The organism is Dyadobacter flavalbus, assembly GCF_006149045.1.
Lineage (GTDB): Bacteria > Bacteroidota > Bacteroidia > Cytophagales > Spirosomataceae > Dyadobacter > Dyadobacter flavalbus.
Map to the genome: position 1 here is coordinate 85292 of NZ_VBSN01000073.1, position 21667 is coordinate 106958.

At 45.2% G+C, this 21667-nt stretch carries 19 protein-coding genes; 7 read left to right on the plus strand and 12 right to left on the minus strand.

Annotated features, from left to right (window positions below):
• The first annotated feature begins 20 nt into the window (after positions 1 to 20).
• Positions 21 to 1112, plus strand: a complete 1092-nt coding sequence (locus FEM33_RS24565; protein WP_139014621.1) for a BT_3928 family protein — start codon at positions 21 to 23, stop codon at positions 1110 to 1112.
• A gap of 36 nt (positions 1113 to 1148) precedes the next feature.
• Positions 1149 to 1652 (plus strand): shikimate kinase, encoded by a 504-nt coding sequence (locus FEM33_RS24570; RefSeq protein WP_139014622.1) that lies wholly within the window; start codon positions 1149 to 1151, stop codon positions 1650 to 1652.
• 142 nt (positions 1653 to 1794) lie between these two features.
• Here the strand turns inward: FEM33_RS24570 and FEM33_RS24575 are convergent, their stop codons facing one another.
• Entirely contained in the window at positions 1795 to 3345 is a 1551-nt protein-coding gene (locus FEM33_RS24575; RefSeq protein WP_139014623.1) for a hypothetical protein, read from the minus strand.
• A gap of 112 nt (positions 3346 to 3457) precedes the next feature.
• Positions 3458 to 4711: a hypothetical protein gene (locus FEM33_RS24580; protein WP_229214395.1), complete on the minus strand. Its 1254-nt coding sequence runs from the start codon at positions 4709 to 4711 to the stop codon at positions 3458 to 3460.
• A 260-nt stretch (positions 4712 to 4971) separates the two neighbouring features.
• On the opposite strand from FEM33_RS24580, the gene proS reads away from it, so the two are divergent.
• Both proS and FEM33_RS24590 read left to right on the plus strand, forming a co-directional pair.
• Positions 4972 to 6447 (plus strand): proline--tRNA ligase, encoded by a 1476-nt coding sequence (gene proS / locus FEM33_RS24585; protein ID WP_139014625.1) that lies wholly within the window; start codon positions 4972 to 4974, stop codon positions 6445 to 6447.
• A 74-nt stretch (positions 6448 to 6521) separates the two neighbouring features.
• Positions 6522 to 6953 carry an FKBP-type peptidyl-prolyl cis-trans isomerase gene (locus FEM33_RS24590; protein ID WP_139014626.1) on the plus strand — a complete coding sequence of 144 codons (432 nt, stop codon included), beginning with the start codon at positions 6522 to 6524 and terminating at the stop codon, positions 6951 to 6953.
• A gap of 54 nt (positions 6954 to 7007) precedes the next feature.
• Here the strand turns inward: FEM33_RS24590 and FEM33_RS24595 are convergent, their stop codons facing one another.
• Together FEM33_RS24595 and dprA are read right to left on the minus strand one after the other, a co-directional pair.
• Complete coding sequence (locus FEM33_RS24595) at positions 7008 to 7637, minus strand: AlbA family DNA-binding domain-containing protein (RefSeq protein WP_139014627.1); 630 nt, start codon at positions 7635 to 7637, stop codon at positions 7008 to 7010.
• 4 nt (positions 7638 to 7641) lie between these two features.
• Positions 7642 to 8766, minus strand: a complete 1125-nt coding sequence (gene dprA / locus FEM33_RS24600) for a DNA-processing protein DprA (protein WP_229214396.1) — start codon at positions 8764 to 8766, stop codon at positions 7642 to 7644.
• Positions 8767 to 8886: 120 nt separating this feature from the next.
• Here dprA and FEM33_RS24605 point away from each other — a divergent pair, with 120 nt between their 5' ends.
• Positions 8887 to 10710, plus strand: coding sequence for an alpha-amylase family glycosyl hydrolase (locus FEM33_RS24605; protein ID WP_139014628.1), 1824 nt, complete (start codon positions 8887 to 8889; stop codon positions 10708 to 10710).
• Positions 10711 to 10719: 9 nt separating this feature from the next.
• On the opposite strand, the gene lepB (FEM33_RS24610) is transcribed toward FEM33_RS24605, so the two are convergent.
• The 8 genes from lepB (FEM33_RS24610) to FEM33_RS24645 all read right to left on the minus strand — a co-directional run bounded on the left by lepB (FEM33_RS24610) (position 10720) and on the right by FEM33_RS24645 (position 18144).
• Positions 10720 to 11898 carry a signal peptidase I gene (gene lepB / locus FEM33_RS24610; RefSeq protein ID WP_139014629.1) on the minus strand — a complete coding sequence of 393 codons (1179 nt, stop codon included), beginning with the start codon at positions 11896 to 11898 and terminating at the stop codon, positions 10720 to 10722.
• A 143-nt stretch (positions 11899 to 12041) separates the two neighbouring features.
• Positions 12042 to 13178, minus strand: a complete 1137-nt coding sequence (gene lepB, locus FEM33_RS24615; protein WP_139014630.1) for a signal peptidase I — start codon at positions 13176 to 13178, stop codon at positions 12042 to 12044.
• Positions 13179 to 13207: 29 nt separating this feature from the next.
• Positions 13208 to 13927 carry a 4-hydroxy-tetrahydrodipicolinate reductase gene (dapB, locus tag FEM33_RS24620; RefSeq protein ID WP_139014631.1) on the minus strand — a complete coding sequence of 240 codons (720 nt, stop codon included), beginning with the start codon at positions 13925 to 13927 and terminating at the stop codon, positions 13208 to 13210.
• A 31-nt stretch (positions 13928 to 13958) separates the two neighbouring features.
• Positions 13959 to 14648 carry a DUF5683 domain-containing protein gene (locus FEM33_RS24625; protein WP_229214397.1) on the minus strand — a complete coding sequence of 230 codons (690 nt, stop codon included), beginning with the start codon at positions 14646 to 14648 and terminating at the stop codon, positions 13959 to 13961.
• A 27-nt stretch (positions 14649 to 14675) separates the two neighbouring features.
• A complete protein-coding gene (locus FEM33_RS24630) occupies positions 14676 to 15593 on the minus strand; it encodes a ParB/RepB/Spo0J family partition protein (protein WP_138281546.1) in 918 nt (305 codons plus the stop codon).
• A gap of 27 nt (positions 15594 to 15620) precedes the next feature.
• Entirely contained in the window at positions 15621 to 16418 is a 798-nt protein-coding gene (locus FEM33_RS24635; RefSeq protein ID WP_138281545.1) for a ParA family protein, read from the minus strand.
• 164 nt (positions 16419 to 16582) lie between these two features.
• Positions 16583 to 17605, minus strand: a complete 1023-nt coding sequence (locus FEM33_RS24640; RefSeq protein WP_139014633.1) for an SPASM domain-containing protein — start codon at positions 17603 to 17605, stop codon at positions 16583 to 16585.
• Positions 17606 to 17682: 77 nt separating this feature from the next.
• On the minus strand, positions 17683 to 18144 hold the full coding sequence (locus tag FEM33_RS24645) for an Lrp/AsnC family transcriptional regulator (protein WP_139014634.1): 462 nt from the start codon (positions 18142 to 18144) through the stop codon (positions 17683 to 17685).
• A gap of 181 nt (positions 18145 to 18325) precedes the next feature.
• On the opposite strand from FEM33_RS24645, the gene ald reads away from it, so the two are divergent.
• The gene (gene ald, locus FEM33_RS24650; RefSeq protein ID WP_139014635.1) at positions 18326 to 19438 is read left to right on the plus strand and encodes an alanine dehydrogenase; all 1113 of its coding nucleotides are present in this window, start codon (positions 18326 to 18328) and stop codon (positions 19436 to 19438) included.
• 459 nt (positions 19439 to 19897) lie between these two features.
• Complete coding sequence (locus FEM33_RS24655) at positions 19898 to 21655, plus strand: DEAD/DEAH box helicase (RefSeq protein ID WP_139014636.1); 1758 nt, start codon at positions 19898 to 19900, stop codon at positions 21653 to 21655.
• Positions 21656 to 21667 lie beyond the last annotated feature (12 nt).

The window sequence follows — 21667 nt, forward strand, 5'->3', positions numbered from 1 at the left end:
TTTTTAATAGCATTATAAAAATGAAAATCCTTGCCCAGATTTCCCGTATCGTTGTCGGCCTGCTGTTTATTTTTTCAGGATTGATAAAACTGAACGATCCGATCGGAACCCAGTACAAGCTTGAAGAATACTTTGAAGTTTTTGCCGTGGATATGCCTTTTCTGCACGATTTCTTCATGGCGCTGGTTCCGCTTGCCCTTTATTTGTCTGTATTTTTATGCACGGCAGAAGTGGTGCTCGGCATTGCATTGCTGGTTCGTTACAAACCGCGAACCATCTCATGGCTGCTGCTGACAATCATTGTCTTTTTTACCTTCCTGACATTCTATTCGGCTTATTTCAACAAAGTTACAGACTGCGGATGCTTTGGTGCCGCGATCAAGCTGACGCCATGGACGTCTTTCGGAAAAGATTTGTTTTTACTTGCCCTCATCCTTGTTATCGTTTATTATCGGAAAAAGTTCAAGCCGTTGCCGACAGGGATTATTATTGTAATTTCAACCATTGCTTCGCTCGGGCTGGCCGTGTATGTGCTGCGCCATTTGCCTGTACTGGACCTTTTGCCGTATCGCGTGGGCGCAAACATTCCGGCCCAGATGAAACCTTCAGAGCCGCTGCGTTACCTTTATATATTTGATAAAGGAGGAAAAAAATATGAATTTGAAAAATATCCGAGCGACACAACAATGGTTTTCAAGGAAATGGTTGTGCTGAACGAAGATGCAAAGCCGAAAATTACAGACTACAAAGTCTGGAACGACGCGGGAGATTTTACAGAAGAGACTTTCAAGGGAAAAAAACTTTTTCTGATCATCAAAAGCCTGAACGATATCAATACGGCTGCTTTGCCTGAAATCAACAAGCTTATCAATCAGGTTAAAACGCAGGGCGTGGAACCGATTATCCTGACTTCGGGAAACAGTGAAGAAATTGTGCGGTTTCTTTCCGGGCACCAGCTTAACGTGCCTTATTATTATGTGGATGCCACGGTTTTAAAAACGATTTCAAGATCCAATCCCGGCTTATGGCTGCTGGACAACGGCACCGTAAAAGGCAAATGGCATTACAATGACACGCCGGCTGCGGAGGAAGTGATCGAACTGGTTAAATAAACGGAAAGGCTGCTTGCTGAAAAGGCGCACCATTTTATGAAAAATATAGTACTCGTCGGAATGATGTCTTCCGGCAAATCAACTCTGGGAAAAAAACTGGCACGTGCGCTGAATTACAAGTTTGTGGATCTTGACAAACTGATTGAAAAAGATCAGCAAACCGATATTCCATCCCTATTCAGGCAAAAAGGCGAAACTTATTTCCGGGAAACGGAATCCAGGATTTTAAAGGAAATCATGCCTGAAAGCAAAATTGTTCTGGCTTCCGGCGGCGGAACGCCTTGCTTTTACGATAACATGGATTACATCCGTTCGCTTGGAATCAGTATTTTCCTGGACGTTCCGGCTGCGGATCTTGTAAAAAGAATTGAAAACCACGGCAAAGATGACCGCCCGGTTCTGTCGGGAGCGGCTTCGCTGGAAGATGCTTTAACGAGTAAACTACAGGAACGGCTTCCCTATTATTCGCAGGCTGACCTTACGTTAAAAGGTGAAATTGACGTCAGCTATTTGCTGGAAGTTTTGAAGCCTTTGCTGTAAATAATTTGCAAACAGATCATTTATCAGCTTAGTGTCAACAATATATTTTCATAACGGACTTTGCAATGGACATTCTAAAACAAATGCCTCAGCTGGAAACAGCCGAGGCATTTGTTTTGTATTTATAAACAGGAAATGCGTTCTAGAATGTCGTTCCGATTGTCAGCATTACATTGACCGGCTTGTTCGTGATTTCCACAGAAGAATAGTCCTGCGCATTAGCAAGCGCATAAGGCGTAAATGCTGTTTTGTAAGTTAAAAGCGTCCCGGTAAGATCTGCAAAAAACCGGCTTCCCCTTACGCCTACTCCGGCTGAGAACAACAGTTTTTGTCTGTTCAAACCGTCTGTTCTTGAATAAGGGTCACCTAGGTAAGCAGCTCCTGCCCTTGCCCGGAACATATTCATGCGATATTCACCGCCAATCCGGAAATTTGCCGTGTTCCTGTATGTATCTTTAATTTCAGCTTTTGTCTCATTTTTAAATGCCTCATTGCTTGTGCTGCTGAGGTAATTGGTGTTGGCACCCATTCCGGCATAACCGACATACTCCACAGAACCGGTAATAAAGCCTTTGTCCTGAAAAAAGAAAGTTGCTCCGAAGTTTCCTCTGAATGGACTTGTCAGTGAATAAACAAAGTCATTCGGCGCAATCGGCAGGCTCGTATAAGGCGGCGTGATCAAGTCTCCGTCCGGCCCTGTTACCTTATTATCAACAAACTGCGCACTGACATTCTGATTGAAAGTTTCCTTGATCGACGTAAATGTCGGGCTTGTCAGCACACCGCCGATCTGAACAAACGGATTAATTTTGTAAATAACCCCAAGCGCTACATTGATACCATTTCCCGTAACCGTAAGACTTTCATCCTGCTGCGTGGAAACAAGTTCCGGACTGTCTGCATAACTATCCTGAAAAGTCCGCGTGTACTTGTATCGCAAGCGGCTGAATCCGAGCGTAGCACCAATGTAAAATTTGTCATTGTAATTCCCTGCGTAGGCGATGTTCCATTGTGTATTCGCACCCGTCGCACTGTACGTTCCGAACTGATCCACAACACTGTTTTTATCCAGCGGGGCATAAGGCGGTCCTGTTGAACTTGTAGGGTTAATCAGATACATTTGATAATAAGCCGAAGGCAAGGAATAGGCAACCGGGCCGCCTTTGGCCGGATCGCTTTCAAAATCGGTTTCAAGCTGCGAAACCGTTGTGCCGTCCGCATTTACATTCTCAATGACCTGATCAAGGTATGCGCTGCGGTTATTCAATCCCGAAAAATTGTATTTATCTTGAAAAGTCTGCTGACGTGAAAATGAAATCCCCAAAGACGACCCTTTCCATTTTCTCTGAAAACCGGGCTGGCTGGCAATGACAAGCGAAGCCTGCGCAATGTTGAAATTGCTTTTACCGGATGACTGGGTATCATCAATGTAACGGGTTTTATTATTAATGCTTGTAACTGCCGGACTGACAGTCAACTCGGATCTGTTATAAAATCCCAGACCTGCCGGATTGCCGTGGATAACGCTGGGGTCCCCACCCAAAGCGGCATGATTTCCGCCCAGTGCCTGAAACCGGGCCGATCCTGTCAGATTGCTTTCAGAATATCTCAAAGCATCCGATGCATATTGTCCGAAAACGGATGAAGAAGCACACAGGGCACAAACTACCGCCCACATAGATTGTTTTGTCATGGATATATAATGTTCGCTAACCTTTGAATTCAACATTTAATAAACGAAAAACCCTGCAAGACTTTGCAGGGTTTTTATATTAATTCTGTGCCTGATCAATCAATCCGGATGATTATCTCGGACCTCTTGAAGAAGAACGGGTTGCTCCGCCGCCACCGCCACCGCCAGACGGTGCACTGTAGCTTCTGGATGGAGCACTGTAACTTGGTGCACTGTATGAACGGCTTGGTGCGCTGTACGATTCTGAGCCTCTGCTGCTAGGAGTTGAATAACTACGTGCAGGTGCTGAATAATCAGACTGACTTCTTGACGGTGAATTGTAAGATGGCGAACTGTATGAGTTTGCTCCTCTTGACGAACGCGGGCTTGCATAGCTGCCGGAAGTTACACCATCCGAAGAATAGCTGCTTGCGTTGGCCGAACGCGGACGTGAATAGTAAACATTGTTGCCCTGGTTTTCACCTCTTGAACTGTAAGAAGACGTTCCGCTTGTTCTTCCGTTTGCATCAGATAAACTGCTTCTTCCGTAAGATCTCGAAGACCTTGGTGAAGAATACGTATCGTTTGCAGAAATTGCATTTGCTGCTCTGCGACCGGTACGGCCTTCCGTTACAGGAGTAGAATTTGATTTTGATCTGGACGAGTTTACAAAATTCGAATTGTAGCTGTCACGGTTTCTTGAGCTGTTACCGGAAGCAATTCTTGGTCCGGAAGTTCTTGCAAGTCCTTGTCTTTCGTAATTGTTATTTACAACTACAACCGGACGGCTGTAAGCCCATGGATTGTATCCGTAACCGCCATAATAGCTGTCATACATTCCGTAACCGTACAAGCTGTTGTAACCCCAGGGGCTATAACCAAATGAATTATATCCGAAGGGATCATAACCGTATCCCAGCATACTTCCGTAGCCCAGCATTCCGCCGTACCCCATTCCCATCATGCTGCCGTAGCCCCATGGCGAATAGCCGAGCATCATCGGGTTCATGCCGAATCCCATATAAGGACGCATTCTGAACATGCTTCCAAGACCGAACTGAAGTCCGAAATTCATTCCGCTGCCGGGCCAGTAAGAACCCAAGCCGCCGTAGCCATAAGGATTTGCAAATGAATTGGCCTGGTTATAACCGTCTACAAAACCGGCATTGTAACCGACATCATTGGAAACGTTGCGTTTTACAGAGCGGGAAGAAAGGTAAGAATCATCATAATAATCGCTGGTTCCTGTAGCTTCCTCATCTCCGGTATAAGTATAATCCGGATTGTCACTGCGGGATATTTCTTGATCTGCACTGCGGTCTCTTGACACTAATCCGGTACCGGCATTTCCACCATAAAGTGGATCATATCCGCCTGAACGTGACATATTTTGAGTCGATGTACATCCCCAAGCTCCCACCAACACCAGCAAAGAAAAATATTTTGCTTTATTGAACATCGTCATGGCTTTAAAGGATTAAAAAGTTTGATGCTAATATATATAAAATTTTTATTCCAAGTACTAAGTAAACATGCACTATAATACATTAATTCCAATTCTGACATAAAAAACTATCTTTGCTACTTCAAGAATATGAGGTTCTGTTTAACGATATACTCCTTTTCATTTATAAAATAATCCTACGAATGAGTAAAGCCTTACCAACCCGAAGTGAAAATTACTCCGAATGGTACAATGAATTAGTAAAAAGAGCCGATCTGGCCGAGAACTCCCCTGTAAGAGGCTGCATGGTGATCAAACCGTACGGCTATTCGATCTGGGAAAAAATGCAGCGCGCACTGGATGACATGTTCAAGGAAACCGGGCACACCAATGCCTATTTTCCTTTGTTCATACCCAAGTCATACCTGAGTAAAGAAGCCTCACATGTGGAAGGATTCGCCAAGGAATGTGCTGTCGTTACCCATTACAGGTTAAAAAATGATCCCGACGGAAAAGGCGTCATTGTAGACCCGGAGGCCAAGCTCGAAGAAGAACTGATCGTCAGGCCGACTTCTGAAACGGTGATATGGAGTACGTACAAGAACTGGATCCAGTCGTATCGGGATCTGCCGCTGCTGATCAACCAGTGGGCAAATGTGGTTCGCTGGGAAATGCGGACGCGTCTGTTTCTGCGTACTGCCGAATTTCTGTGGCAGGAAGGCCATACAGCGCACGCTACTTCGGCCGAGGCCATTGCCGAGACCAGACAAATGCTGGATATATACGCACAGTTTGCAGAAGAATGGATGGCCGTGCCGGTTATTAAAGGTGTGAAATCACCAAACGAACGGTTTGCCGGCGCTGTGGATACTTACTGTATTGAAGCTTTGATGCAGGACGGCAAAGCGTTGCAGGCGGGAACTTCGCATTTTCTCGGACAGAATTTTGCCAATGCATTCGATGTAAAATTTCAGGACAAAGACGGCAAACTGGAATACGTCTGGGGAACTTCATGGGGCGTGAGTACCCGGCTAATGGGTGCCCTGATTATGGCGCATTCGGATGACAGCGGTCTTGTGTTGCCGCCAAAGCTCGCACCGATCCAGGTTGTGATTGTACCGATTTACAGGAATGACGAACAGCTGGAACTCATTTCAGGAAAAGTAAGTGAAATCGTAAAAGAACTGAAAAAAATGGGCATCAGCGTGAAATACGATAACAGCGATGCTTACAAGCCCGGTTATAAATTTGCTGAATACGAATTGAAAGGAGTTCCGGTACGTCTTGCAATGGGCGCTCGCGATCTGGAAAACGGCACCATTGAAGTAGCGAGAAGAGATACTAAAACGAAAGAAACCGTACAGCTGGAAGGAATTGCAGGATACATTAGTTTGCTTCTGGACAATATTCAGGAAGCCATTTACAATAAAGCCCTGGCTTTCAGAAAGGAAAATACGACACGTGTCGACACGTTTGAAGAATTCAACCAGCTGCTGGATACCAAAGGCGGCTTTATCCTGGCGCACTGGGACGGCACTTCCGAAACCGAGGAAAAAATCAAGGAAGAAACCAAAGCAACGATCCGCTGCATTCCGCTGGATCAGGAAAAGGAAGAAGGCACATGCATTTATTCCGGAAAACCTTCGTCCGGCCGAGTGGTTTTTGCTCGGGCATATTAATTTTAAATAACCGGTACAAGGTCCTGCAAAATTCCGGAGCAGGACCATTTTTCTAACCATTAAGTTTTAATACAATGAAGCAGGCGAAATCAGGCGATAATGTGCAGGTCCATTATAAAGGGACTTTGCCGGACGGACAACTTTTTGATTCATCTGAAGGACGCGACCCTCTGGATTTTCAGCTTGGAAGCGGTCAGGTGATCAAAGGATTTGATGACGGAGTTACCGGTATGGAGATCGGCGACAAGAAAACCATTCATATACCGAATGCCGAAGCATACGGCCCGGTAAATGAAGATATGATTATTCATTTCGACAGGAAACAGATTCCTGCTGAAATTCCTCTGGAAATTGGCAGTACGTTAAACATGCACCAGGAAGGGAACGGCCAGGTTATTCCGGTGATTATCCGCGAAGTAACAGAAGATACAGTCGTGCTGGATGCAAACCATCCGCTTGCAGGACAGGATCTTATCTTTGAACTGGAACTTGTAGGAATCAGATAAACTTCGGATTACATGCAATGAAAAGGCGTTTGACATTACTGTCAAACGCCTTTTTTATTCTGCCCATTTCAGACTGAACGTCTCGGGCTTCTTCGGGGAAATTTTCAGTAAAATCTGTCTGGCAGCAAGATCATGAAGCATTTTCTCCGCTCTTTTTTCTGAAATATTAATGATCCTGGAAAAGACCTTGGCCGTAATCGAATCCGTTTCTTTCAGATAAGTCACCAGCGTTTTTACATGCCGCGAGGCGAGCAATTTTGTCGTATCTTCGTCACTTTCTCCGTACAGCAGCAATCGCGGAATGGGCATGCTTTTGTCTTTAACCCGGATGTAAATAATCCTTTCCCGCTTTTCATTCCTGGCATAATGCGGCTTGTCGTAACTTTCATTTACATCAATAACCAGAATTTTTCTGCCGTCCAGCATAACAGATTCTATACTGATCATAATGGCCGGCTCGATCAGTTCTGCAGTTGCCTTTTCCAGCTTCTGCAGCTCTTTCAGTTCTGACGTCACACCTGAAATGGTGCCGTTGTCTGATACGCCTACGATTAAAGTACCTCCTGATGTATTGGCAAAAGATACAATCGTCTTGGCTATTTTAAACGGGCTGTCAATGGTTTTTTTAAACTCGGTTGTAAGCCCTTCTCCCTGTTTTATTGTTTGAACGATGTCTTTAATCATGCATTTATATCAACCCGTATTTTTTGCCCGGCATGGACCGGACCATTCCCTGAAATTCCAGATTCAGCAGCAGCGTGGCCAGTTTGTTAAGATGCATTCCCGACTGCCACGACAGCTCATCGATCTGTATGGTTCCATTTTGTTTTAAAAGTGCAAGTATTTGCCCTTCATCCTGCGTGAATCCGTCGAAACTGACTTGCATCTGAGCCCTTTCACTGGTATTATTAATTGTTTCCATTTCATTCCAGCCCATTGCATGAGCCATGTCTGCAACAGAAGTAAAAATGGAAGCTTTGTGATCGCGGATCAGGGCATTGCAGCCTTCGGACTGTGCACTGCCGATCATTCCCGGAACTGCGAAAACATCTCTGTGATAATTCTGCGCAAATTCCACTGTAATCAGGCTTCCGCCTTTCTTTGCAGATTCAATTACAATAATAACATCACTTAGCCCCGCAATAATTCGGTTGCGCGCAGGAAATCTCATAAAATCAGGTTTGGTGTCCAGCGCATTCTCGGTAACAAGTCCGCCGTTTTCCATCATCTCTGCCGCCGTACGCCGGTGCGAAGATGGATAAACCACATCGAGTCCGCTTGCCATGACGCCTATTGTCGGAATATGATGCAGCAGACAAGCCCGGTGCGCAGTAATGTCCACGCCGTAGGCCAGGCCGCTCACGACAAGCGGAAAATAAGGTTGAAGTTCTTTGATAATGGCTTCCGCAGTTGCTTTTCCGTATTCGCTGATTTGCCTTGTCCCTACAATCCCGACAGTTCTGGCTGCATTGAAATCAAAGGTCCCGCGGGAATACAAAACAACCGGCGCATCGTATAAAGGTTTCAGTCTGGATGGAAACGATGGGTCTGTAAAAAAGTGAAGAGCGGTACCGGAATCGATGCATTTGCGGTATTCTTCTTCCGCCATGTTCAGGCTGTCTCTGGCCAGGATTGCCCTTGCTACTTTTTCACCGACACCGGGAATTTTAATCAGCTTCCTGTATGCCGACCTGAAAACTTCCGAAGCGCCACCGCAATAGCCGATAAGCTGCCGGATGGTTACAGAACCGATCCCCGGCGTGTGGATCAGCGCAAGCGTACATACCTTTTCGTTCTCCATTAATTCAGACATGTTATAGTGTGTTGTATTTATCAAAGTTTCAATTCAAACGTATAGCTATACGAACTGGCATGTATTTTGTCACTATACGTAATAGTTTAACCTCAAAAATAACAATTATCCGCAAGGGAAATGGAAAATTTACAGACTGAAGAAACGGAAACCATTCAGCAATTTGGCGGAATGGGAGCAACGTGCTATGCCGAAGGAGTTTATTACAGAGTGTGGGCGCCACATGCAGAAAGTGTTTCAGTAGTCGGTGATTTTAACGATTGGGACAAAGAAAAAAACCCGCTTAATCAGGAAGAAAACGGCATGTGGGGTGTTTTGGTGGAAAATTCAAAAGAAGGTGACGAGTACAAGTTTTTTTTGGAGACGCCATACGGTGAATTCATGAGAAACGATCCTTATGCATTGAAAATGACCAATTCATCAGGCAACTGCATCGTGTACAACCATGCTTCGTTCAACTGGAAAGAAGACGGTTTTCAGATGCCGGGCTGGCATGAACTTGTCATTTATGAACTGCATGTAGGTACCTTTAACGTGAAAGAAAAAGATCAGGTCGGAACGTTTTATACGGCAATCGAAAGGATTCCCTATCTGAAAGACATGGGTTTCAATGCTGTTGAATTAATGCCCTGTTCTGAGTTTCCGGGATCGCGTTCATGGGGATATAACCCCGCAAACCCGTTTGCCATAGAATCCGATTACGGCGGTCCCGACGGACTGAAAGCTTTTGTACAGGCGGCGCATGAAGCCGGACTTTCTGTTATTCTGGATGTTGTTTATAACCATTTCGGGCCGTCGGATCTGGATCTCTGGCAATTTGACGGATGGCAGGAAAATGACGGCGGCGGCATTTACTTTTACAACGACTGGCGTTCGGAAACACCGTGGGGAAATACACGCCCCGATTACGGCCGCGGCGAAGTAAGGCAGTACATTCATGACAATGCCATGATGTGGCTGAGAGAGTACCGTGTAAACGGGCTGCGCATGGATATGGTGCCTTATATCCGGAATGTAAAAGCAGACGGCAATCCCGGCAATGATATTCAGGAAGGGATTTCACTGATACAATGGATCAATAAAGACATCCGGGAAAATTATCCGAACTGCATCACCATTGCTGAAGACATGCATTCGCTGGATTTCATTACCAATTCTCCTGAAAACGGCGGAATGGGTTATGGCTCGCAATGGGATGCGGAATTTGTACATACGGTCAGAGATGCCATCATTACGGCAAACGATCAGGACAGAAACATGTTCAGCGTAGCGGAAATCATCGCCGAACGCTTTAATACAGATTCATTTCAGCGTATCATCTATACCGAATCGCACGACGAGGTTGCGAACGGCCAAGCCCGCGTTGCGGAAGAAATCGCAGACGGGGATGTAAATAACTGGTATTCCAAAAAAAGAGCTGCGCTTGGTGTGGCGCTGGTTATGACTTCGCCCGGAATTCCCATGATTTTCCAGGGACAGCCGTTGCTGGAAGACAAATGGTTTTCAGACAGCGACCCGATTGACTGGTCAAGACTGGAAAAGTTCAGCGGATTTGCGGCATTGCACCGCGATATGATCCATCTGAGAAGAAACTGGTTTGGCGTAACAAAAGGTCTTCAGGGCCAGAACGTGCAGTTGATCCGGGTAGATAACGACAAAAAAGTAATTGTGATGCACCGCTGGGATCAGGGCGGACCCAAAGACAGCGTGGTTGTCGTCCTGAATTTCTCCATAGAAACCTTTTCGGATTATAAAGTCGGTTTCCCGAGATCCGGAAAATGGCATTTGCGCTTAAACAGCGACAATGCCCAGTATGATCCTGAATTCTCCAACATCGGTGTATTTGACATTGAAACCATGGACGGATCGTACGACGAACTGCCGCATTATGCCTCGCTGCACATTCCGCCCTACACTGCGCTTATTTTTTCCCAGGAAGAATAAGCAAAGCAGCTACCGAATGATCCGGAATAACCTTTCCCAACGAATTTTGTTTAAAAAGTTCGTTGGGTCAGGATCAATCGACATCCATACAAATACTGCTTTTCCTACAATATGATCTTTGGGCACAAATCCCCAATAGCGCGAGTCTGCTGAATTGTGCCTGTTATCGCCCATCATAAAATAATAATCTTGCTTGAAAGTATATTGATCAACATGTTTTCCGTTCAGAACAAGTTTGCCGTTTTGCAATGTGACATGCTCATTCCCTTCATAATACCGGATAAAATCCGCATAGATGGCCGTGTTCCGATCATTGAGCATAATGGTACCATTCTTTGCCGGAACGACAATCGGGCCGTAGTTATCCTTATTCCAGTCGGTCAGATCCGTTGCCGGAAAAAGGGATGGTTCTTTTAAACCTTTGCGTAAATACAAAGGCTCCATTCTTTTTACAAAATCGTACGTTTTCAGCTTTTGTGCAAGTGCAGGCGTCGTTTTCACGATATAACCGGACTCGTCATTTGAAATAATGGTGTCATTGAACGTTTCCGTAAACGGTGTGAAATCGGTAATGCCGTTTTTACGAAAAACATTTTCTTCATGAACAGCAGTTGTCGTTGACATGAAATATTCATTCTGCATACGAAATGGTATCGGCTGTGCAGAACCGTTAATATAAACCTGTCCGTTCCGGATTTCCAGCGTATCGCCGGCCTGTGCAACGCATCTTTTTATATAATTGGAACGGAGATCCAGCGGATGCGGATGAAGGTCGGGAAGCACGTTGCTGTATTTCCTGTAAGTTTCCGGATGCTCAACAGGCAGATTAAACACAACTACATCGCCGCGTTTTACATCCGTAAATCCGGGCAGACGAAATTGCGGCAATTTTATCCATTCCAGATACGAAGGAATTGTAGTTCCCCAGATGTACTGATGCGTCAAAGGCATCTGCAGAGGCGTTACCGGCGTGGTTGTGCCGTAATGCAGCTTACTCACAAACAAATAATCTCCGACCAGCAGCGTATTTTCCATGGAAGGCGTTGGAATTACAAACGCGCTGAAAAACAGCCAACGGATGATGGTTGCGGCTATGACAGCGAACAGGACGGAATCAAACCATTCGCGGAAGGCCGATTTCTCTTTTTTTTGTCTTTCCTGTTTTGGGGCTAATTCTGTAATGGCCATCGCAAGTGCTTTTTTCGTACACTTGCAATATTACATCAATATTTATAAATAGTAAATTTTTATATATTATTTATTTATATATCATGGTTAATAAAAAAAGGGAATGTATTGCTGCATTCCCTTTTAGGATGATCTCAGAAAGATCAGTTAATGATTCTAAAAATACGGTTCCATCTGATTTTATTGAAAAATCCGGTCGGGCTCGGATCAATGGACATCCAGACAAATACGGCTTTTCCGACAATATGATCCATTGGTACAAAACCCCAGTAACGTGAATCCGCAGAATTATGCCGGTTATCGCCCATCATAAAATAATAATCCTGCTTGAAAGTATAGCTGCTGATGGCTTTGCCGTCCACTTTTACCGATTTTTCTTCCAGAACGACATTCTCGTTTCCTTCGTAATTTTTGATAACAGGGCCGTATAAAGCCAGATTTTCAGGAGTCATCTGAACAGTCATACCTTTTTTGGGAACGGTTACCGGACCGTAATTATCGCGGTTCCACTTGAACAGGGAAGAATTCGGATAGAGCATCGGCTCGCTGATTTCCTTCGGGGATTTTACCAACGTGATTCCCTTTACAAAGTCATAGCTTTTCAGCTTTGCAGCAATTTCAACCGTTGTAAAAACCAGATAGCCCATTTGGTCATTGGATGCGATTGTATCATTAAAGCTCTCAGTGTAAGGGCTGTATTCGGAAATTCCGTTTTCCTTGAATACTTTGACCTCATTTACTGCTGTTGAAGTAGCAACAAAATACTCGTTTTCCATTCTGACCGGATTTTCAACCGCGGTTCCGTTGGCATATACCTGCAGGTCCCTTACTTCCACCTTGTCTCCGGGAAGTCCCATGCAGCGTTTGATGTAGTTGGTTTTCAGGTCAACGGGATGCTGGAGTTCGGGCGGATAATTAAACACAACCACGTCACCGCGCTTCACTTCACTGAATCCCGGCAAACGGTACTGCGGCAACTGAATGGCATCGGTATAAGATGGAATGTTGGTTCCCCAGATTGTCTGATGCGTAAGCGGAACCTGGAGCGGCGTTTTCGGCGTGCGTGTTCCGTAGTGCAATTTGCTTACAAACAAAAAATCGCCGACGAGCAAACTGTTCTCCATGGAAGGAGTAGGAATGGTAAATGCTTCAAAAAACAGCCAGCGGATAAGGGTTGCCGCCACAACGGCAAATAGTACGGAATCAAACCATTCACGAATGGGCGACTTTTTCTTATGCGTATGCACCGTACTGGAGGTAATTTCTTTATGAATAGCCATGCTATAAGTTTATTGATAGTTTATGATTTTCAATCCAGACTTTTCAGAAGGTCGTCCATTCCGAAAACCCCTTCCCTGCCCGGCAGCCATTCCGCTGACACAACGGCGCCGAGTGCAAATCCGGCCCGGCTGTGTGCCGTATGCGTTATCTCAATGGTATCCACTTCGGATTCGTAACGGACAATGTGCGTTCCCGGAACTTCTCCTTCCCGCAATGAAGTAATCTGCAGATATCCTTCTTCTTCGTCCGGAGCAAGTTTCCAGCCATCCAGTGATTCCGTTTCAGCAATAATGCCCTCGGCCAGTGTGATCGCCGTTCCGCTTGGCGCATCCAGCTTGTGAATATGATGAATTTCAGTCATGGAAGACTGGTATGCATGTCCGTTCATCAAGCGCGCTAGCTGGCGGTTCAGACGGAAAAACAGATTGACGCCGATGCTGTAGTTAGAGGCATAAAAGAATGCGCCGTTCTGTTCTTTGCACAATCTTTCAATCTCTGCACGGTGTTCAAGCCAGCCGGTCGTTCCGCTTACAACCGGCCAGCCTTTTTTAAGACAATAGGTTATATTTTCAAACGCGGCCTCAGGCGAACTGAACTCAATGGCCGCATCTACGTCAGCAGTTTTGAGCACGTCCATTTCCCCGCGGTTGCCGAGGTCTATTCTGCCAACGATCGTATGCCCTCTTTCAAGCGCAATTTTCTCGATCGTTTTGCCCATTTTGCCGTATCCAAGTAATAGTATTCTCATCAATCAAAAATTTGTTCGGTACCGGTAATAGTTACTTTATATCAAAAACAAGGCGCAGGCCCGGTGTCGGCGTACGCATGGCGGGCTGATTCAGTTTGGGTTCGATCCGCAGGGACAAATCATCCGACAGATCAAACGTCTTCAAATGCGCTGCCACATTGGCTTCAATAATGGAAAGTGTATAAATGAACCCGGAGACAATCAGCGCAAATCCTCTGTTGCGACGCCAGTAATTCTTGCCTCTGGCCGCCTGGTCCCTTGTTGCAGGCAAATATTCGCTTTCGGTATTCAGCAGGTTTCTTACACGCACAATTTTTGTAGAATCCGGCGTAAGGCCGATTTTTACATTTCCGTAATTCTTGCTGTTCTTATCCAGGTCGTAAAAGGATTTATACGTATCGAGATAATCCTTGTACTTTATGGAATTAAGATAATAGGCATAAAGTCCGCCGCCAAATGCAATGTATACAATGGGAAGTTTCCAGTAATCACGGTTGTAAATCTGTCCTCCGCCTGGAATGAATGCAAGCCTTGTGGCCGTTTTGGGAACGGGCATAAACTTCTTCTTTCTGGGAGCCATGGAGTCCTGCTGCGCAACTTTGACGGTATCGCCTGCTGGCCGGACGGTATCCTTGCCGGAACGTGCCGCCCGGACGGTGTCCGCACCGCCAGCAACCGGCGTGGTTTGCGCGAAAATAGCTCTGGAAAAAAACATTAACATTCCAAGCAAAAACCAGTTTTTCAAGTCTTATTTAAATTTCAGTGTTTCAAGTATCTTTTTCAGCTCGTCCTGTGATGTAAAGGGAATCTTGATTTCCCCTTTATGATCATTATTGCTTTTCACGGAGACTTTAGCCCCGAAAAAAGAAGACAATTGAAACTGTAACGACTTTATTTCCTGATTAATTGTAGCCTGTTTTTTGGCAGCAAACGATATGCTGCTCATCATGCCCAGTTTACGGACTTCATCCTCCACTTTCCGCACGGACCAGCCTTCTTCAATAATTTTATTAAATATTTTTAACTGACTCTGATCGCTGTTTATGGTAATAATCGCACGCGCATGTCCCATACTGATCTTGTTGTCGCGCAGTGCAGCCTGAATAACGGGCGGAAGTTTCAGCAATCGGATGTAATTATTGACCGTTGTACGGTTTTTGCCGACGCGCACGCCAAGCTCTTCCTGCTTCAGATTACATTCAAGGATCAGGCGCTGGTAACTGAGTGCAATTTCTATCGAGTTCAGATTCTCACGCTGAATGTTCTCGATAAGCGCCATTTCCAGCATCTGCTGGTCGTTTGCAGTTCTGATATAAGCAGGAATAGAAGTCATTCCCACCAGTCTCGAAGCCTGCAGACGTCTTTCTCCCGAAATCAGCTGATAACTGTCATCCGTCAGCTGCCTTACCGTAATCGGCTGAATGATGCCCTGTACGCGGATTGAATCTGCAAGTTCCTGCAGTGATTCCTGATCAAATTTTGTCCTGGGCTGATACGGATTTGCTTCAATCTGGCTGACGTCGATCTCGTTCATCGAGCCGATAACGTCCGTTGGCGAAAGCCGTGCGTTGGTTCTCGGCGCACTTATTTTTTCCGAATCCTGAAGTAAAGCCCCGAGGCCCCTTCCCAGTCCGGTCATTTTTTTGGTCTTGCTGCTGTTCTCCATCTTCTTTCTCGCTGTTCAAATCATTTATCAGTTTACCCCAATCTGTTTGTCAGAAGACAGCAAACCATTTTTACTGAGAATTTCCCGGGCAAGATTCAAATAGCTTACCGCACCTTTGCTGTCAGCATCCTGCGCCATAACAGGAATACCATAGCTCGGCGCTTCGCTGATCCTTACGTTACGCGGTATGATGGTGTTAAAAACAAGCGATTCAAAATGACTCGTAACTTCGTTTACAACCTGATTGGACAAGCGCAGCCGAAGGTCATACATCGTGAGCAGAATCCCTTCTATAATAAGGCTTGTATTCAGGCGTGACTGGATGATGGTAATGGTATTCAGCAGTTTGCCCAAACCTTCCAGTGCAAAGTATTCGCATTGTACGGGTATGATAACGGAATCAGCGGCGGTAAGGCTGTTGATCGTGATCAAACCCAGCGACGGCGAGCAGTCTATAATGATAAAATCGTATTCGTCCCGTACCTCCGCAATCGCATCTTTCATGCGCTGCTCACGGTTTTTCAGATTGATCATTTCAATTTCCGCTCCGACCAGATCAATATGCGACGGCAGCAGATTCAGATATGGAAAATCGGTTTCCAGAATAATATCCGCCGTCCTCGCCTGCTCCACCATGCATTCGTAAATGCTGTTTTCCATTTCCTGCGGATTGAATCCCAGCCCGGAAGTTGAATTGGCCTGCGGGTCAGCATCAATAATCAATGTCCGGAATTCAAGTGCGGCCAGACTTGCCGCCAGATTAATAGCAGTGGTTGTTTTTCCTACTCCTCCCTTTTGGTTTGCAATTGCAATTACTTTGCCCATGTATTAATTTGAGTTACCAAGGTCAAATTTCTATTATTCGGGGCAATTCACCAAAAAATGTTCCACGGAGTTTTTAATTATCCCTACACTTATTTGATTAAGAGCAACTTAAACTATATTATTTATTAATTAAAAATAAATCTGCTACAAAATGGCGAAATGTTTCACGCCCATACCTGAGTTCCTTCGGTACAATTTTTACACATTTCAATTTCCGAACGGGAACGGATCAGCGAAGCTCTGAAATCATCGTATTTTTTTCCTTTCCATAATTGCCGGAAAGTCTGCCTTTTCATATCGCCAAGCTGGTATTCCGCATCTTTATCAAAACAGCACGGAACCACCGCACCGTCCCATGTGATGACACAAGAATGCCACATTTTCCAGCAATGGTCCACAAATTTGTTTTTAATCGAGTACCGGCCCGATTCCTGCTTTTGGTAACGCGAGTATTTTTCAATCGTCGGGATCAGTTCCGAGCCTTCTTCGTAGTCGTAAATCTGTGCCGTTTTCAGCCCGACTTCATCCACGCCCAGTTCTTCTGCCAGTTTTTTCACATCCTCGATCTGATGCTCATTCGGCTTCACAACCAGAAACTGGAATATGACATGCGGCGTGCTCGAACGCAGTTCCTTTTTCCATTTGATGATATTTCTGGTTCCTTCCAGTACCTTTTCCAGGTTTCCCCCGATCCGGTATTGCTGATATACATCCTGCGTGGTGCCGTCAATGGAAATAATCAGCCGGTCCAGCCCGGACTCTACCGTTTTTCTCGCTTTTTCGTCCGTCAGATAATGCGCATTCGTGGATGTGGCCGTATACAGGCCCTTTTCATGCGCATATTGTACAAGTTCAAAAAATTTCGGGTGCAAGTAAGGCTCTCCCTGAAAATAAAAAATCAGATAAAGCAGGGTTTCGGCCAGTTCGTCTATCGTTTTTTTGTAAAGCTTTTCTTCCATCATGCCGGTTGGCCTTGTAAACGAACGCAAGCCGCTCGGACATTCGGGACAGCGAAGGTTGCATGAAGTGGTCGGTTCGAAGGAAATGGCAATCGGCATGCCCCAGTGAACCGGGTTTCCGGTAGCTTTTGAATAGAAATAACTGCTTAAAATCTGGATTGCATTCCATGCCCGCTTCGGCGTAACTTTGGACATTAGGTTGAGGCCGTCCTTGAAATTCTTATTCATTTAAATGGCTTTTGGCAAATGGCTTGATTCTATTTGCCTGTTTATCAATGTAAATTCAAAAATAAAGCTGTATTCGCTTATACAACGGAAATAGCCGTCGTGTACTTGATCTCGGAAATTACGAAATAACTGCTGATGTGTAACACACTTTTTAGCGCAGAAAGTTTGTGCTGATAAAACTGATTGTATGCTTCGGCATCTTCCACGACTATTTTCAGCATGTAATCAAAGTTCCCCGATACGATCGAACATTCCAGCACTTCGTTCATCTTGACAATGGCTTCATTGAAGTCCTCAAAACTTTCTTTACGCTGTTTGTCGAGCGTTACATTACAATAAACGATCAGTGCTTTTCCAAGTTTGCGCCGGTTGAGCAGGCCCACGTATTTATCGATAATTCCTTCTTTTTCAAGCTTCCGGATCCTTTCATGAACAGGCGTGACCGAGAGATTGATGTGTGCCGCAATTTCCTTGATGGTCATTTGTGCATTTTGCTGAAGCAGTTCCAGTATTTTTCTGTCCGTAAGGTCAGGCTGCATATAGTATTTTTTATCGGCTGAATAGGGATTAATTACTTGATGAAAGAAATAATTATGCCTTACAAGGATGAAAATAGTTTTCTTTTCTGTCCTTTTCCTATTCCATAGTATCTTTTTCTTAATAAAAGTAATTTTGCAAGTCTCCCGAAAGTCTTTCCAATCCAATAAAATACTGTTTCCAATGATCATTGGCGTACCCAAAGAAATTAAAAATAATGAAAACCGCGTGGCAGTAACGCCAGCCGGAGTTACCGAATTTCTGAAAAACCGGCATACGGTTTATGTTCAGACGGAAGCCGGAAAAGGAAGCGGTTTTTCAGATGAAGAATACATTGCAGCCGGGGCCGTAATCTTGCCTTCCATTGAGCAGGTTTATGCCATTGCAGAAATGATTGTCAAGGTAAAAGAGCCGATTGAAAGTGAATACGCTCTGATTAAAGAAGGCCAGCTGCTGTTTACTTACTTCCACTTTGCCTCATCCGAACCGCTGACACACGCCATGATTGAGCGCAAGGCGGTTTGCCTTGCCTACGAAACCGTTGAAAAAACCGACAGAAGCCTTCCATTGCTCGTTCCGATGAGTGAAGTGGCAGGAAGAATGGCGATTCAGGAAGGTGCCAAATATCTTGAAAAACCGATGGGCGGATTCGGTATTCTGCTGGGCGGCGTGGCAGGCGTAAAACCGGCGAACGTTCTTGTGCTCGGCGGAGGTATCGTGGGTACGCAGGCGGCAAAGATGGCGGCCGGACTTGGAGCGAATGTAACTATTGTAGACATCAGCCTTGCGCGATTGCGTTATCTGGAAGATATCATGCCGGCGAATGTAGATACCGTCATGTCCAATGAGTACAATATCCGTGATTTGATAAAAAGTGCAAACCTGATTATCGGCGGTGTACTGATTCCCGGTGCCAAAGCGCCTTCGCTGATTACGCGCGATATGCTGAAACTGATGAAGCCCGGAACCGTTATGGTCGATGTGGCCATTGATCAGGGCGGCTGCTTTGAAACGTCCAGAGCAACAACGCATGAAGATCCGATTTATGAAGTGGACGGTGTTGTGCATTACTGCGTTGCCAATATGCCGGGCGCTGTTCCTTATACTTCTACGCTTGCACTGACGAACGCCACACTTCCTTATGCATTGCAATTGGCGAATCTGGGCTGGAAAGCGGCCTGCGCCAAAAGTGAGGAACTTCGCAAAGGGCTGAATGTCGTAAACGGCAAAGTTGTTTTCAAAGGCGTTTCGGAAGCCTGGAACCTGCCTTATACCGAAGTTGAAAAGCTTTTTTAATAAACAAACCTGACTGATAAAAACCCTGCGGATGCAAATATCCGCAGGGTTTGCTGTTTCTAAAAATATTACAATTAATTACGCTCAAATGTTGTAATTTCAGATTTTATTCTTAATTTTGCATAAAATTTGAACGAACATCCGTTCGCTTCTCTGCTTCTTACACGGTTTAGCACTTAACAACTCGCTCCGACCTTAAAATTTATCTGGTTGGCATCACCGTTCTCATGCAGGACCCCACGGATGGTTTGTGGTGGGCTTTGCGCAATCCCCTTTTGAATTAGTTGATTTTTTGCTGAATGATTTTCGCTATGGAACAATTTATCCGTTCCGTAACATGCCATTCACAAATTTGATTAAGATTTTTGACAGCTGTTCCGGACGTCTGTATCCGAAACCGGTATGGAGCTGAACCTTCATGATCATTTTTTACACCCGAATTTTAATAAAATACATATAATGACAACTGAAAATTTTGAAACTTTCTCAGAGCTTGGTCTCTCGGAAAACATCCTGAAAGCCTTAAATGAAATGGGTTTTGAAAAACCCTCTCCGATTCAGGCACAGGGAATCCCCGCAGTATTACAAGGTTCCGACGTAATTGGACAAGCCCAGACGGGAACCGGAAAAACTGCAGCATTCGGAATTCCTGTACTGGAAAGAATTGATATAACCAGCAATGCAGTACAAGCACTTATCCTCTGCCCTACCCGCGAACTTGCCGTTCAGGTTTCGGAAGAAATAGGAAGACTTGCCAAATACCAGAGAGGACTTAAAATTGAAGCGATTTACGGCGGTGACTCTATTGACCGTCAAATACGCTCACTGAAAAAAGGCGTACATATCGTGGTCGGAACTCCTGGCCGTGTGATGGACCATATGGAACGTAAAACGTTGAAATTCGACGAAGTACGCATGATGGTTCTGGATGAAGCGGATGAAATGCTTGATATGGGCTTCCGGGAAGATATTGAAAGTATTTTGGCCGATATGCCCGAAGATCGTCAGACAATCCTGTTTTCTGCAACGATGTCCAAGCCGATCATGTCTATCACAAAGCGCTTCCTTAATGATCCGATCCTGATCAAGGTTGTACGTAACGAGCTGACAAACCAGAATATTGAACAGGTTTATTTTGAAGTAAAACCGCAGGCCAAAGTTGAAGTAATGACCCGGCTGATCGATATGCATCATCTTAAATCACTGCTTGTTTTTTGCAATACCAAACGCAAAGTGGACGAAATTGTTGAAGATCTTCAATTGAGAGGCTATGCTTCCGAAGGTATTCACGGCGATTTGCGCCAGCAGCAACGCAGCAATGTAATGAGCAAATTCAAAGCTGGTGTAACAACGATTCTTGTTGCTACCGACGTTGCAGCCCGCGGTATTGACGTAAGCGGTCTGGATGGCGTGATCAATTATGACATTCCGCTGGATGAAGAATATTATGTTCACCGTATCGGCCGTACAGGCCGTGCCGGAATGTCCGGAAAAGCATTTTCTCTTGTTGCAAGAGATGAGAAATACCGTCTTAAATCGATTGAAGGCTATACCAAAGTCAAAATTGAAAAAGGCGTCATTCCTTCTTACGAAGATATTGTAGGTGTCCGTAAAGCACGCTTTGTAGAATCAATTTCCAATTCTATTAAAGAAGGCGATGATCTTAACCTTTATAATGATGTGCTGGAAATGCTTCATCACAGCGGTTTTACAACCGAACAGGTGGTAGCCGCACTTGCCAAGCAGATTATGGGTGTTCAGAAAAACGAATATACCGACAGCAACCTGGCATGGGAAGAAAGACGCAGTGACAGAGACGGCCGTCGCGAAGGCAGCGGCGACAGGTTTGAACGCCGTTCATCAGGAAGCCGTTTTGAAAGAGGCGGTGACCGTCGGGAAAATGACCGTTATGCACCATCAGCACGCAGATCTGAAGGCGGACGTGACGGAGATTCAAGACGCAGCGGTACACCTGAAGCCGGCATGACCCGCTTGTTCCTGAGCCTTGGACGTAAGGATCATATCCTGCCGAAAGATATTGTCGGAGCCATTGCAGGCGAAGCCAATATTCCCGGAAAAACCATCGGCGCCATCGACATTTACGATAAATTCACATTTGTTGACGTTCCGGAACGCGATGCGCGTGCAGTTCTGAGAGCAATGGATGGAAATACAATCAAAGGGAAACCGGTTCAGATTGATATTGCCAAACAATAATCAATATAATTA

Bases quoted from the DNA above. Each gene is read 5' to 3' on its own strand.
- FEM33_RS24575 (WP_139014623.1), bottom strand. From the start codon at position 3,345: ATGACAAAACAATCTATGTGGGCGGTAGTTTGTGCCCTGTGTGCTTCT.
- FEM33_RS24605 (WP_139014628.1), top strand. From the start codon at position 8,887: ATGGAAAATTTACAGACTGAAGAAACGGAAACCATTCAGCAATTTGGC.
- lepB (WP_139014629.1), bottom strand. From the start codon at position 11,898: ATGGCCATTACAGAATTAGCCCCAAAACAGGAAAGACAAAAAAAAGAG.
- FEM33_RS24565 (WP_139014621.1), top strand. From the start codon at position 21: ATGAAAATCCTTGCCCAGATTTCCCGTATCGTTGTCGGCCTGCTGTTT.
- dapB (WP_139014631.1), bottom strand. From the start codon at position 13,927: ATGAGAATACTATTACTTGGATACGGCAAAATGGGCAAAACGATCGAG.
- proS (WP_139014625.1), top strand. From the start codon at position 4,972: ATGAGTAAAGCCTTACCAACCCGAAGTGAAAATTACTCCGAATGGTAC.
- FEM33_RS24590 (WP_139014626.1), top strand. From the start codon at position 6,522: ATGAAGCAGGCGAAATCAGGCGATAATGTGCAGGTCCATTATAAAGGG.
- FEM33_RS24580 (WP_229214395.1), bottom strand. From the start codon at position 4,711: ATGTCACGTTCAGGCGGATATGATCCACTTTATGGTGGAAATGCCGGT.
- lepB (WP_139014630.1), bottom strand. From the start codon at position 13,178: ATGGCTATTCATAAAGAAATTACCTCCAGTACGGTGCATACGCATAAG.
- ald (WP_139014635.1), top strand. From the start codon at position 18,326: ATGATCATTGGCGTACCCAAAGAAATTAAAAATAATGAAAACCGCGTG.
- FEM33_RS24640 (WP_139014633.1), bottom strand. From the start codon at position 17,605: ATGAATAAGAATTTCAAGGACGGCCTCAACCTAATGTCCAAAGTTACG.
- dprA (WP_229214396.1), bottom strand. From the start codon at position 8,766: ATGTCTGAATTAATGGAGAACGAAAAGGTATGTACGCTTGCGCTGATC.
- FEM33_RS24630 (WP_138281546.1), bottom strand. From the start codon at position 15,593: ATGGAGAACAGCAGCAAGACCAAAAAAATGACCGGACTGGGAAGGGGC.
- FEM33_RS24595 (WP_139014627.1), bottom strand. From the start codon at position 7,637: ATGATTAAAGACATCGTTCAAACAATAAAACAGGGAGAAGGGCTTACA.
- FEM33_RS24625 (WP_229214397.1), bottom strand. From the start codon at position 14,648: ATGTTAATGTTTTTTTCCAGAGCTATTTTCGCGCAAACCACGCCGGTT.
- FEM33_RS24635 (WP_138281545.1), bottom strand. From the start codon at position 16,418: ATGGGCAAAGTAATTGCAATTGCAAACCAAAAGGGAGGAGTAGGAAAA.
- FEM33_RS24655 (WP_139014636.1), top strand. From the start codon at position 19,898: ATGACAACTGAAAATTTTGAAACTTTCTCAGAGCTTGGTCTCTCGGAA.
- FEM33_RS24645 (WP_139014634.1), bottom strand. From the start codon at position 18,144: ATGCAGCCTGACCTTACGGACAGAAAAATACTGGAACTGCTTCAGCAA.
- FEM33_RS24570 (WP_139014622.1), top strand. From the start codon at position 1,149: ATGAAAAATATAGTACTCGTCGGAATGATGTCTTCCGGCAAATCAACT.